Annotated in this window: 8 protein-coding genes; 4 read left to right on the top strand and 4 right to left on the bottom strand. The window is 50.3% G+C overall.

Annotated features, from left to right (window positions below):
- The first annotated feature begins 42 nt into the window (after nt 1-42).
- The 3 genes from ACYVH9_RS28210 (at nt 43) to ACYVH9_RS28200 (ending at nt 4020) form a co-directional block, all read left to right on the top strand.
- Nucleotides 43-1824, top strand: coding sequence for a glycoside hydrolase family 71/99 protein (locus ACYVH9_RS28210; RefSeq protein WP_460639789.1), 1782 nt, complete (start codon nt 43-45; stop codon nt 1822-1824).
- A 498-nt stretch (nt 1825-2322) separates the two neighbouring features.
- Complete coding sequence (locus ACYVH9_RS28205) at nt 2323-3063, top strand: SDR family oxidoreductase (RefSeq protein ID WP_460639788.1); 741 nt, start codon at nt 2323-2325, stop codon at nt 3061-3063.
- A gap of 21 nt (nt 3064-3084) precedes the next feature.
- Nucleotides 3085-4020, top strand: a complete 936-nt coding sequence (locus ACYVH9_RS28200) for a helix-turn-helix domain-containing protein (RefSeq protein WP_460639787.1) — start codon at nt 3085-3087, stop codon at nt 4018-4020.
- Nucleotides 4021-4121: 101 nt separating this feature from the next.
- Here ACYVH9_RS28200 and ACYVH9_RS28195 read toward each other — a convergent pair whose 3' ends face one another.
- Entirely contained in the window at nt 4122-4514 is a 393-nt protein-coding gene (locus ACYVH9_RS28195; protein ID WP_460639786.1) for a barstar family protein, read from the bottom strand.
- Nucleotides 4515-4646: 132 nt separating this feature from the next.
- Between ACYVH9_RS28195 and ACYVH9_RS28190 the strand changes: the two genes are divergently transcribed.
- Nucleotides 4647-4985 carry a cupin domain-containing protein gene (locus ACYVH9_RS28190; protein WP_460639785.1) on the top strand — a complete coding sequence of 113 codons (339 nt, stop codon included), beginning with the start codon at nt 4647-4649 and terminating at the stop codon, nt 4983-4985.
- Between the two features lie 374 nt (nt 4986-5359).
- Here the strand turns inward: ACYVH9_RS28190 and ACYVH9_RS28185 are convergent, their stop codons facing one another.
- The 3 genes from ACYVH9_RS28185 to ACYVH9_RS28175 form a co-directional block, all read right to left on the bottom strand.
- Complete coding sequence (locus ACYVH9_RS28185; protein WP_460639784.1) at nt 5360-7123, bottom strand: FAD/NAD(P)-binding protein; 1764 nt, start codon at nt 7121-7123, stop codon at nt 5360-5362.
- Between the two features lie 38 nt (nt 7124-7161).
- Nucleotides 7162-8979, bottom strand: a complete 1818-nt coding sequence (locus ACYVH9_RS28180) for an alpha-amylase family glycosyl hydrolase (protein WP_460639783.1) — start codon at nt 8977-8979, stop codon at nt 7162-7164.
- 427 nt (nt 8980-9406) lie between these two features.
- Nucleotides 9407-12109, bottom strand: a complete 2703-nt coding sequence (locus ACYVH9_RS28175; RefSeq protein WP_460639782.1) for a glucosidase family protein — start codon at nt 12107-12109, stop codon at nt 9407-9409.
- Nucleotides 12110-12574 lie beyond the last annotated feature (465 nt).

The raw sequence follows: 12574 nt of genomic DNA, 5'->3' as shown, positions 1-12574 counted from the left end.
GGTTTGAAACCGGAAACGACTCTTACTTCCAAGCCTGATTTTATGAAATACAACCTGACTTTTCTTTTAACACTAGCCACACTGACCCTCAACGCTCAGAACTACTCCGCTGAAGTTACCGTCACTGATGCCGTGGGCCGAAAGTGGCCGGAGCACCGGCAGGCGGGCCCTTTGAAAACGGACAAGTACGTGGGTCTTTTCTACTGGACGTGGCACACCCAGCAGGCTAAAAACAACCCCGCCCTGAACGTGACCGAGTACCTGGCCCGCGATCCGAAGGCGGTGCAGGACTACAACAATCCGATCTGGCCGAAGCGGAAAAGCCCGTGGTTCTGGGCCGAGCCGTTGTTTGGGTATTACCTCGATACCGATGCCTGGGTGCTGCGCAAACACGCGGAAATGCTGGCCGACGCGGGCGTTGATATGGTCATTTTCGACTGTACCAACGGCAACCTCACCTGGAAAGAATCGTATCTGAAGCTGTGCGAAGTGTGGACCCAGGCGCGCAAGGACGGGGTCAAAACCCCGCAGATTGCCTTTATGCTGCCGTTTTGGGTGGGCGACGGGGGCAAGGAAATCATTCGCGAAATTTACCGTGATCTGTACAAGCCGGGTAACTATAAGGATTTGTGGTTCAGGTGGAAAGGAAAGCCGTTTATCATGGCCGACCCCGCCTTTACCGAACCCATCAAAGGCCAGCCCGCCAACCCCGCCCTGGAAAACGAAATACGCGAATTTTTCACCTTCCGGCCCGGACAGCCGGTGTACAACAAAGGACCCGAAAAGCCCGATCACTGGGGCTGGCTGGAAATTTATCCGCAACACGGTTTTAAGAAGAATGCCGACGGTACCTTCGAACAGGCAACCGTCGGGGTGGCCCAGAACTGGACCAAAGAACGCGGCCTGACCGCCCTGAATGCGCCCGGCTCCTTCGGGCGGAGCTACACCCACCAGAAAGGACAGATCACCGAGCCGGGGGCCGTGAACTACGGGTACAATTTCCAGGAACAGTGGGACCGCGCCCTGGAAATCAACCCCGAACTGGTCTTCATCACCGGCTGGAACGAATGGATTGCGGGGCGCTACGACGTGTGGCAACAGCAAACCAATGCCTTTCCCGACGAATTTGACCAGGAAGGCAGCCGGGACATCGAGCCGATGAAGGGCGGGCACGGCGATAATTACTATTATCAAATGGCCGCCAACATCCGCCGGTTTAAAGGCTTGCCACCCAAGCAGCCCGTTTCCGCGCCGGTCACGATTCGCATCGACGGCAAATTTGAAGAATGGGCTGCCGTGACTCCGGCATTTTCGGCGCACAAGGGCAACACCCTTCCACGCAACAGCCCCGGCTGGGGAAGTTTCGTGTACCGCAACGACAGTGGTCGCAATGACATCGTTCTCTCCAAAGTGGCCCGTGACCAGGACTATATCTACTTCTACGTCGAAACATCGAAACCGCTGACGCCCAAAACGGACCCAGGCTGGATGCGGCTTTTTATCAATACCGACCGGGATAAAAACACCGGCTGGGAAGGCTACGATCTGGTGATCAACCGGGTGAATCCCGGGCAGAAGGCGACCGTCGAGAAAACCGACGCGGGCTGGAACTGGCAGCCCGCTGGGGAAGTGGATTACGCAGTGAGCCAGAACAAGCTGGAAATTAAGGTGCCTAAATCCCTGCTGGGCCGGAATGGGGAGCCGGATTTTGAGTTTAAGTGGAGCGATAACCTTCGTCAGGAAGGCGATGTGATGGATTTCTGGCTCAGCGGAGATACCGCCCCCGCTGGCCGGGCCAATTACCATTACTCGGCGGGTCAGTAATGTTGGGAAAGTTATCCCAATCTAGTGAATCTCTATTCATCGCTTTTTTACCGAATCGAATGGCCGGGCTGAATGGTAAACGGTGTTGCACTAGTTGCGGGAAAGCTATAAATTCTCGCCCTAATTGATGGTGCAGTTTATGTGGGAATGATCGATCGTCAATAGCGACAGGGAAGCGAGTTGCCAGAATGTGATGATCCAGATTTTGAAAAAATAGACTATAATGTTTCGTTCTTAGGGCTACGCTAGCTTTGTAAACCTTTCACAGGGCACCTGGTCGCTACGAACACCGTTAAATCCTGATGCCAGCGGGATGGGCCTTCAATGAAATGATACGGCTACTGGGTTTAGCTGACGGCTACACCGGTGAATAGTGCAGTATGTTGCCCAAATTACAGTTGGCTCGTTGGTGTGTCAACCAAAACGACTACATAGTTGACTACATAGGCTACATCTGAAACATTCCCGTTAACAACCTTTGTATAAAAAATACAAAGGATGGATAACGGAGTTGAAGGAAAAGTCGTGGTCATCACTGGTGCCAGCAGCGGAATTGGCAAGGCCACGGCGGAATTGCTTGCCGCCCTGGGCGCCAAAGTGGTTTTAGGTGCTCGTCGAACCGAGCGGTTAACAACAATTACAAATACAATTCGCCAAAACGGCGGACAGGCGTGTTATACGGAAACGAATGTGACCAAACGAGAGGACCTGGAAAATTTAGTTGCTCTGGCCCTGGAACAATTCGGCAGGTTGGACGTAATGATCAATAATGCAGGTATCGCCCAATTGGACCCTATGGAAGAACTGGACGTTCAAGGTTGGGAACAGATGATTGATGTCAATGTAAAAGGTACTTTGTATGGCCTAGCGGCAGCACTTCCGGTTTTTAAGAAAAGCGGCTCAGGGCATTTCATTAACATCCTGTCAACAGCCGGAATTTCCATTGTCCCCACCATGGGCGTTTATGCCGGCACCAAAAATGCGATTCGCACCATCAGCGAAGGGCTTCGCCAGGAGTCGGAAGGGCGCTGGCGAGTAACCGGTATCTCTCCGGGTTATGTGTCGACAGAGTTTGTTAGCCATCTAAAAAATGACGCCATCAGGAATGCCAGTCAGCAAATTGCTGATCACCTATCAATCCCCGCGGACTCCATTGCACAGGCCGTCGTGTACGCCATCAGCCAGCCGGATAACGTTGATGTTGGCGATGTGGTGATACGGCCGACAGCCCAGGGGTAAAAGCATCTATTCATACGTTCTATGATCCATAAAATGAAGCATCAGTCTGAAGGGGCGATAAAACACAAAAGCATTTCTGACCTGTTCCAAAAAATGGGGTTAGGCCCGCTTAGCCATCCCCTTATAGCACTGGTTCATTATGACAGGACGAAAATCGACCTAAGCGATGCCGGTAGTTGGTATGAATTAGAATTTTATAAGATTACCTTCAAAGAGGAGTTTACTGGAAGTGTGCGGTACGGCCCGGGGCACTACGATTTCAAAGAAGGCGGGATGGCTTTTGTAGGTCCCCGGCAACCCGTGCAAAAAACAGCAGATCCGAATGATTACCAAGGGTATGCCCTTTACTTTCATCCGGATCTGCTGCGGGGCTATTCCCTGGCACAGCGTATTCATGAGTTCGGATTTTTCTCCTATGCCGTTAACGAAGCTTTGTTTTTGTCGGACAAAGAGAAACAAACCGTGGTTCAGCTCTTTCAGGCGATTCGTACAGAATTGGATAACCATATTGATCCGTTCAGTGATGACGTTCTGGTATCGCAGCTTGAGTTATTGCTCAACCATAGCAATCGTTTTTACAACCGGCAATTTCTAACGAGGAAAAACGTGAATCATGAGTTGATCCATCGGATGAATACCTGGTTACAGGATCGCTTTGATCGGGCTGATACGGTGCTTGACGGGCTGCCCTCACCACAGGATATTGCCGCTTACCTGAACATTTCCCAACGGTATCTGTCCGATATGCTAAAGACGTTGACCGGTCACACTACGCAGCAGCATATCCATCTGGCGTTGATAGAAAAAGCAAAGATCTTATTGAGTCAAACTACGTTGAGTACTGCAGAAATTGCTTATCAATTGGGATTTGAACACCCGCAGTCGTTTAATAAATTATTTAAGAAGCGCACCCATGTTTCGCCCGCTGACTTTCGGCAAAGTCTATCCAAGAATTGACATTGAAAAAGAATAACCTTTAAGATATCACTTCTTCTGGCAGCTTCTTCCGTTTTATTTCGGTCTTGTTAACCGTCGCACCTGACGTAACTCGGGTTACGTCACTGACTAATCACCCTAATGCTTGGGTGCTCGGCAATAATGGCCAGTATACTGTCAAAATACGTTTCGCCACGGCCACTTTCCAGCGCTTCCAGCTTTTCTTCAACTAGTTTTTTATTGTAAGGTGATCCGGGTCTAAGCTTATCCAGATAATAAGCTCGGGTCGTTTGGTAGCCCAACGCCTTCCGGCTATGGTCCATATGATGCCAGTGAAGCTCAACGGATTGGGCTCCTTGCAGGGCTCCATAACCCCCAAAAAGTAAATCATGAAATGCGTCAAGGCTATGGCCGATCCGCCAGCTTTCTGATCCCATAAATACCCGGTTAATCTCCTCGTAAAAGGAGGCAATGTCATTGATTGCGCTTCCGTCAATTTCGATCTGTTTAACCATCGTTCATTCTTTGGCCGGTATAGCCTATATTGTTCTACGTCCAATGTACCTCTTTTTCTGAAGCTGGTTCTCCCGATTGAAACGGATTCCTGTTTACTTTTAATCCTGCTTATTTTTAATCTACTCGTTCGGATGGAAACCAGCCCGCTTACGGTTATAGACATTAAAGAGTTGACTAGCGCTGTCAAAGCCAGTTACGCCAATTTCTCGTTGGCATCCGTGAATGACCATGTGGTAAAAGTGAGTGTGATGACTGAAAGCTATGACTGGCACTATCATCCCAACTCGGATGAAACCTTTATGACCCTTGAAGGCGTCCTCTTGATTGATCTGGAAACACAAACCATTGCTTTGTTTCCGGGTCAGCTCTTTACAATTCCTAAAAATATCGTTCATCGAACCCGGCCCCAGGGGGAGCGGTCGGTGAATATCACTTTTGAACAGGATCAAATAGAAACCGTAAAGGTTTAGGTAAAAACGAATCCATTCAATAAGCTTCCGCAACCCTTCGACCAGTCGTTGGTTAAGCTACCGGACGTGGAGAAGACAGCGGTGAATCAATGGACTACTTTTTGATAGCCGGACGCTGCATTTGTGTCCGGCTATTTCTTTAGAGCAACTACGCATTGCTACAGGCTACGACCATATTGCCAAGCCAGGGACAACGCGCCTGAGCCGCATAAAATGCCTTTTTTCGTAAGCTTTGGGCGAGGAAATGGCAAAGACGGCCGGTCGACACTGGCTATCCGAGTTGATTTATTCCCACGGACGGGTGGCTTGCCGTGGCCCGGAACCAATAAAAACCGATAAGAATAGCCGAACACCACATCTGTGTTCGGCTACTTTCAGTCCATCTCCTGCGGTAAGGCAATGACCGGGTCAACGACCTTCTCTTCGAGCAATTTTTCCAGAATGTACTTCGAAGCGGTTTGGCAAAAATCCAACCCGGAGTAATCGGGATTATAGCCTCCGATGAAGGGTACTGCCATAATAAAAAGCCGGGGATTGGGTGTGCCATCCGGCGCCAGGATTTGAAAATTATCATTGATAGCCACACCGGGTACTTTCAGCCAGTACGCTCCGTGGGCATCCTGGCTAACCCGTTCGTGGTCCTCTTTCAGCGCAGCAGCCCCTTTTTGGGCCGACCGAAACTTTAAGAAAGCGGGACTCACGGTGTGAGCGGCCAGTAGGCTTTTGAAGGGAAAGTCCTCATAAGACAGATGAGCCTGACCGGTGCAGTCCACAAAGGTAGCGTAGAAATCGGCTTGCGGATGGTTGGACTCATCGCTATACCGATAGATAGCTCCTCCGCTTTCTTGGGGTTCGACCGAACTGTCGGCTCCCACCGAACGAATGGTTAAGACACCCGCCTGGTGCAGCGCCAGCAATTCCTGGGCGGAACTTTGGGGGACAAAAGCAATCACCAGGGAAATCAGTGGCATGATGACGTTTTGTAAGCGCTGGTTGTCCTCCGCCGAAAAATACTTGGCCGGATAATTCATCACGTAGCTGAGCACCGCAAGCTGCTCCTTCCAGGGCATCGACTGATGACGGCGAATCGATTGCTCGGCTTGGGCGTATTCGGCTGTAAATAACTCGAATGGATCCTGCCGCTCCCGCTGCTCCATCACCGATTCCACAAACGTTTCCAGATTCATGGTCCTGATCCGTTCGTAGAATCCTGGATCGCTTTGCCGAAAAGGGGCCTTGAATGCGGTTTCGAACACATAATCCAGCGGCAGAAAGCCGTCATGGGCGGCTCGCTGCGTAGCGATTTGTTCGGCGGTCAATAAATCATCCTCCGACAACAACGGTTCTTCCAGGTGAAACCGAATGGCGGGCAAAAGACCATTTCGGGAGTGCAGGATCAATTTGAAATCCGGACTTTCTGGGTCCGTCTGAAACGATAAGGTGCCGTCGGCCTGGTGGGTAAACTGGCCATTTTGGCGTGCCAGCGTCCGAATGGCATCAATGGCCGTTAAGGAGGCTCCTTTGATGGCGACAGGGTGATTGGCCCGAAAAGCCAGTTTGGACGGCGGATAGGGAGAATCAAAATAATGGGGGATTCGCCCTTCGTGCTTTTTCGGCCAGTAATGCCCGGTGCACAGAATGACGCAGTCAAAGCCCATCGTTTTCTGGTCGTCGACGATTACGTTCACCTGGTGTTGGCGTGGATCGTCCTGAATATCCGTCACAGCGTGGCCCGAATGGACCCGCGTGGTCAAACCCGCCCGAGCGGCCAGACCAAGTACGAGCTCGAACTGAGCAGCCAGGTACTGTCCAAACAACAAACGCGGCACAACTTTATATTCGGTAAACCGCGTCGGGTCGATGTTAAATTGCTTGAGGGTCTCCTCGGGTAGGGTGGGGAGCCACTCTTGAAGGGAAGTCACCAGGGGCGGCACTTCATTGCCAGACACATTGGTGACATGCTCTCGACAAGCGCCTTCTTTGCTGTAAGGCATGCCGGCGCCTAATTGCTGGTGAGCTTCAAAAATGTGGATTTCCCAGCCAGCTTGGCGGGCTTCCACCAATTGTTTAAAAATAAACAGGCCACTCGGCCCGGCTCCCAGGATGGCAAGGCGTTTGTCGGCTTTTTTTCCAGTCATTGGGCTGTTCTCTATCTTAGAATGCATCGGTGGGCCGCTTATTCCTGAGAAAAAATTAAAACGGAATAGGCCGGAAGAAGAAAGTTGGCATGGACGGAATAACCATCCATCTCTCCTTCGGCCGTATGGGCGTCTACCATGCCCTGCCCGGCAAAAGTGGCATCGTATTGGGTATCGTCGCTATTTAGACGCAGTACCCAGTGCCCTTCGGCAGGCATCCCAATCTTGTAGTCGTAATAGGTTTCATGGGATAGATTCATGACAATAACCACACTATCTTTTGGCCCGCCCTGCTCAAAACGGTGATAAGCCAATACCTTTTTGTCCTGATCACAACGCAGGATGTGTGTTTTTTGGCCTTGTAGCCCTCCGGTGACGCCAAACCAGTTTCGACGTTGGTGAATCAAATCACGGTGAAGGTTGACAAACCCTTTAAATTTTTCCAGTCGCGACCAGTCAATCGGATCCGTATCCGAAAACCACTTGTCTTCCAGCAGAGGCTGCCCCTGAAAAAGCATGGGAATTCCCGGCGCAGTCATGACCAAAGCCACTCCCAGAGCGGCCCGTTTTTTCGAATACCAATTGTTAACATCGCCGTCCGCAATTTCTTCCGCTACGCGCGCTTGTCCGTTGGCTACCTCATCGTGCGATTCGGTATACACGATTCGTTGAAAAGCGTCACCGTTATACTGATGCAGCAGCGCCGATACAACTTGCTCCATGTCTCGATCCTGGTCATTGGCGGTAATGATGGCCTCACGAATCGTATGGACAAATTTGGCATCCCACTGCGAACCGTATCCTAATCCACCTTGCTGGACTGATTCGGTAATAAAGTCCAATGAATGCATGTCCTCCGCAATCGTGATGCAGTTTGGATATTGCTGACGGATATCGGCGTTGATCCATTGAATCAATGTCATGCCTTCTTCAATGTCGTTGCCAGGATTACCGTCCGCGTTCACATTTCGGATGTAGGGTACCATGTCCATCCGCAACCCGTCGATGCGGTACTCCCTGAGCCACATCAAGGCGTTGTCATGAATGTACTGCCGGACTTCGTTACGCCCGTAATCGGGCCGGGTATCCCCCCAAGGTGTTTTGGCCTTCCAGTCATTGTAAAAGTAAATACCTCCTCCCTCGTTTTCGCTCCACCCATCAAACTGCCAAAGATCCAGATCCGATGGACCAAAATGGTTATAAACCACATCCAGAATGACGGCAATGCCCGCCTGATGGGCCGCTTTGATGAATGATTTCAAACCGTCTGGTCCTCCGTAATCGGACTCAATAGCGAAGGGGTTGGAGGGGTTGTAACCCCAGGAGCGGGAACCCGGAAATTCACTACAGGGCATCAACTCGACTGCATTGAACCCCATCTCTTTCAAATAGGGGATTTTCTCGATGGCGGTATAAAATGTTCCTACCTGGTCTTTTTTCGTAACGTGGAATGTTCCCACGTGCATCTCATAGATCACTAGTTGCTGCCACGTCGGGATGCAAAAACGGGTGTCTTCCCAATCGAAAACATCGTGGTTGTAGACGACACTGTTCCCCGATGAGTTCGTCACTTTCAACGCATAAGGGTCGTTGCGGGAAAACTCGCCGTACGGCGTCGTCAATACGAATTTGTATTCATCACCTTCCTGTGATTCGGCTACTAAACCAGACCATTTTCCCTCTCCCTCACTGGCCAGCTGGATCCCCGGGGCTTCCCAATTATTGAAGCTCCCCTGGACAAAAACCTGCTCGGCATGCGGAGCCCAAACGCGGTAAAACACCCCATCGGGACCGCAGATAGCCCCCATTCCTTCATATTCTTTAGCATCAAAGTCCTGATCTTGTACAGCTTCCATTTGTAATTTAGTAGTGACTGGTTTAAACTACATTCTTCATGTAAAGTCAAGTGAATCATTTTTGTTTAAGAAAATTTAAACATCATCGTAAAATGCCTTTCAGAGGGCTGTATAGGGGAAGTATTCAACGACTGATAAAAGAAAAATCAGAACTAAGTTTTTCCTAAAAAGACCCTCTGGAAATCCAGAGGGTCTTTTTAGGAAACCGTTCAACGCCAGTTCCTCTCTTCCCTAGTGACCAGCAGAACCAGCCTGAAAACAAGTGTACTCTAATACTTATCCTCTAGTTGCTGTTGAGGGACGTGATTCAGATTGAGTAGAGGAACATAAACAGCTGATAACTAGGCTGGCCTGTTCGTACTTTCCACATAAACAGCCTAGTCACTTTACCCGGGTAACGATTTCCAGGATAACAGTTTTGAGGGAATCAGTAGTCGAGCCGGATTTCTGCCTGGCCCGTAAAGGATTTTATGGAGACGGTTTCCGTCTGTTCGTTATAGATACCTCCTGTCACGTTCACTGGCTTTTTACCGGCAGGATGTGGTATCCGGATCAACACGTCTTTCGGTTTACGCTGATCCGTGCAGCGCACGGTAGCGGTAATGTACCCCTTTTCTACTTCCGAACGTACATTCACCGTAATCGGGCCGAAATAGCTCCTGACATTATTCAACGTTATTGCATTGCCTTGCTCCAGCCATTGGCGCGGTACCGTATTGAACAGTCTGAGAGTGGGCCCGTCTTCCAGATAGAGCATCCAGCGGGTTTCCATCAAAAACCAGGCTTCCTCGTGCGTCTTATGCGGACTGACTTTGAATAAATGCTCCCAGAAGGTGTAGGTTTCCCGATCGGCGTGGGCGGCAAACGTATTGTAGTAAGTGCTCAAAAACGGTTTGGTCATACCCAGCTTCGCCTGCATCCAGTTATGGCGGCTGTAATATGGTTGACTAAAGGCTGTATTTTCCTGGTAGAAAAGCTCACTGTGGTAGTTCAGCAGCATTTTCGCTGCGGGTTCACGGGGGTCCAGTACTTCGCAAAAAACCAGATACATCGGCCCAAGCATGGCGTCCGGTGCCGTGAACGTGCCATGCGACCAGAACGTCTCACGCTTCTGGTACATACCTCTCAACCCGGCTCCTTCCGTCCAGGGCGGGGCCGTTGGACACCAGGTGCCATCGCCTAAGGGAACAACCGGGGACAAGGCCATCGCGTTAAAAAACGACTGACGGATATCTTCTTTCCAGGCGTCCGCTTCCTTTCGGATCCGCTCGGATTGGGTGGGGTCAATACTGGCCAGCATTTCGGCACTGCGGCTCATTCCGAGGTAGGCATAGCCGTTGAGCATAAACTGGTGAAAATGATCTTCGGGATCCGCTACTTTTCCTTCGATCATTCCGTACCCCCGTCCGCGTAGTTCTTCCTTCTTGTTCCGGTTGCGCCAGGCCATCAGGTAATCACAGGATTTGACGAGCTTTGTTTTTATTTTCTCGAGCCATTCCCGGTCGTTCGTATACCGGAAGTATTCGCCCATACTCCACAAGGCCGCGCCGGTTTCCACCATATACCCGTTGAAATTCTGGATAAAGCCATCCTCATGCTGCTTATCAAGGAAATAATCCAACGAGCGCTTTGCCACATCATCCCAGCCCATGGAGGCATAAAACTGAATGATGGGCGCACTTTCCGTTCCGATTGGGGAGTAAACGCCAATGGTTGGGGCGAGTGTGGCGTTGGGCTCATGGCCATACGTAATCAGGTCGAGGTGTAACAATCCGGCCTGGATCATTTCGTCAACCCGCTTTTCGGGGACACGGATTTGTGCAGCTTTCCCTAATTTGGCGCGCCAAAAACCCTTGCTTTCGTCGTACCGCTGATCAAAGGTCAGCATCGCCAGTTCCGCGGCCCGTTCTTGGGAAACGGGACTATGGGGAATAAAAAAGTCAAATAGCGCTTTCTCACCGGGTTGCAGCAAAATAGAAATTTCTTCACCGGGCAGCGGTTTCCCGTTTAGCTTTGAAATACAGAACACCTTTTTTTCCGAAAAGGCTGAAAAGCCGGTCTGGGGATCGAAACGATACGGAAATTTCTGCCACCAGGCGGTGCCCGGACGTGGCGTCTTGAACCAGGCGTAACGGGGTACGGAGCCAGTATTCACCACCTCGGATCTGAAAAATAAAACGGTTTCCTCGTCCGGATTGAGTGCTTTCTCCGTTCTGTTTTTCACTATTTCCTGCTGCTCTTTGGTAAACATATGACCGCCACTGTACTTGTCGGCTACCCAAAAATCGGTTCCTTTCAGTTCCGTCAGGGGTGATTTTTCGAGGGCTACAAACAAGGTCGATTTATAGACAACCTCATCGTCGGTCAGCGTTGAGTGTAAAATCGGTAACGTTCCCTGTTCCAGCTGGCGCGAGACATTCTCCTTTACGCCAACCCCCCGGCCATAGGTGTACAGATAATTTACCGGTTCATTTTTTGTCTCGGCCAGCCGCAAAGCCGTCGACGACAGTTTGGGTGAGATAATAGAGGCTTCTCCCTGGGATGCGTCCGAAAGGTTTTCGGTAATCTGAAAGATTCTAAAATCCCTGCTGGTACCCAGCCAGGTGGGTACGGTCATGTTCCGGACCTTCTTCTCAACCGAGGAAAAGGACACTTCTGTCTCCTTTTCAATGCGTTGGAGCTTGGTCATTGTTTTTCGGGAACGTATGGTGGTCTCGACCTCCTGGTAAGACCGTTTATCCGTAGCAGGCAGTACCACGACGCCATAATCCGGCATGTAGATGGGAGAACGGGCCGTAACATCCCGAAGAAAAAATGAGAAAGGGTTTTTAGTGGTTTTAATTGACACAACGGTAGCTCCGGTTCCGTGTTCGATCCGGGCGCTATCAATCGATACCAGGATGCCCGGACGATTGCTTGGCCCCACCTGAAATGCGTGGGCTTTTATCTTCCCTTTTCCGCCTGGTCGTTCGAGTTTACGCAGAACGCCGTGCTGCAACTGAACCGTACCGGAGAGCGATGTACCTTCTTTCCATTCGACCCGGACCTGTACTGTTTTTTGAGAAAAGGCCTTTGAACCCAAAACCGCCAGCAAAAAAATAAAGGCACTAAAAACCCATTTGTAATTCATAAACTGAATTTATTGGTGACAATTTGATGGTAAAACGTTCAATAATTGGGGTTGTGATCCATTCCGATTCACCCGAGCACCAGCCGTTCGTTCCCATTTGAATGAAGCTACGTGAAAGTGTACGAACTAACATGCGTGTTGAGTGCAGTACCCCGAATAAACGCCCATAAGCGACGCTGGGTAAACGTTGGAGTGCTCGCTCAGACCAGCCTCTAACTGAAGCAAAGCGGTTTTTAAGTAGTTCATGGACTATGAAAGTGGGTTAGGGCAATAAATGTTAAGTAGCAAAATCACCCATCCGCTCCCATCAGGATGCACCGAATCGGCTCGTACCTGTTCAGGCTTGGTTGGATATTCAATTCGGGCGAAGTGAACTTACGGGTTCACTTCGGGTGAGTTATTGCCCATAAAGCTACTTATCGTTCGCTAAAAGTGGTAACAAAAAGCGAAAATGGTACAAAAGCA

Source organism: Larkinella harenae, assembly GCF_054780515.1.
The sequence above is the reverse complement of the archived record's forward strand: the minus strand, read 5'-3'. Positions and strand labels throughout refer to the sequence as shown.

What these genes read in the sequence shown, in the direction of transcription:
- ACYVH9_RS28210 (WP_460639789.1), top strand. Translation starts at nt 43, where the DNA reads ATGAAATACAACCTGACTTTTCTTTTAACACTAGCCACACTGACCCTC.
- ACYVH9_RS28205 (WP_460639788.1), top strand. Translation starts at nt 2,323, where the DNA reads ATGGATAACGGAGTTGAAGGAAAAGTCGTGGTCATCACTGGTGCCAGC.
- ACYVH9_RS28200 (WP_460639787.1), top strand. Translation starts at nt 3,085, where the DNA reads ATGATCCATAAAATGAAGCATCAGTCTGAAGGGGCGATAAAACACAAA.
- ACYVH9_RS28195 (WP_460639786.1), bottom strand. Translation starts at nt 4,514, where the DNA reads ATGGTTAAACAGATCGAAATTGACGGAAGCGCAATCAATGACATTGCC.
- ACYVH9_RS28190 (WP_460639785.1), top strand. Translation starts at nt 4,647, where the DNA reads ATGGAAACCAGCCCGCTTACGGTTATAGACATTAAAGAGTTGACTAGC.
- ACYVH9_RS28185 (WP_460639784.1), bottom strand. Translation starts at nt 7,123, where the DNA reads ATGACTGGAAAAAAAGCCGACAAACGCCTTGCCATCCTGGGAGCCGGG.
- ACYVH9_RS28180 (WP_460639783.1), bottom strand. Translation starts at nt 8,979, where the DNA reads ATGGAAGCTGTACAAGATCAGGACTTTGATGCTAAAGAATATGAAGGA.
- ACYVH9_RS28175 (WP_460639782.1), bottom strand. Translation starts at nt 12,109, where the DNA reads ATGAATTACAAATGGGTTTTTAGTGCCTTTATTTTTTTGCTGGCGGTT.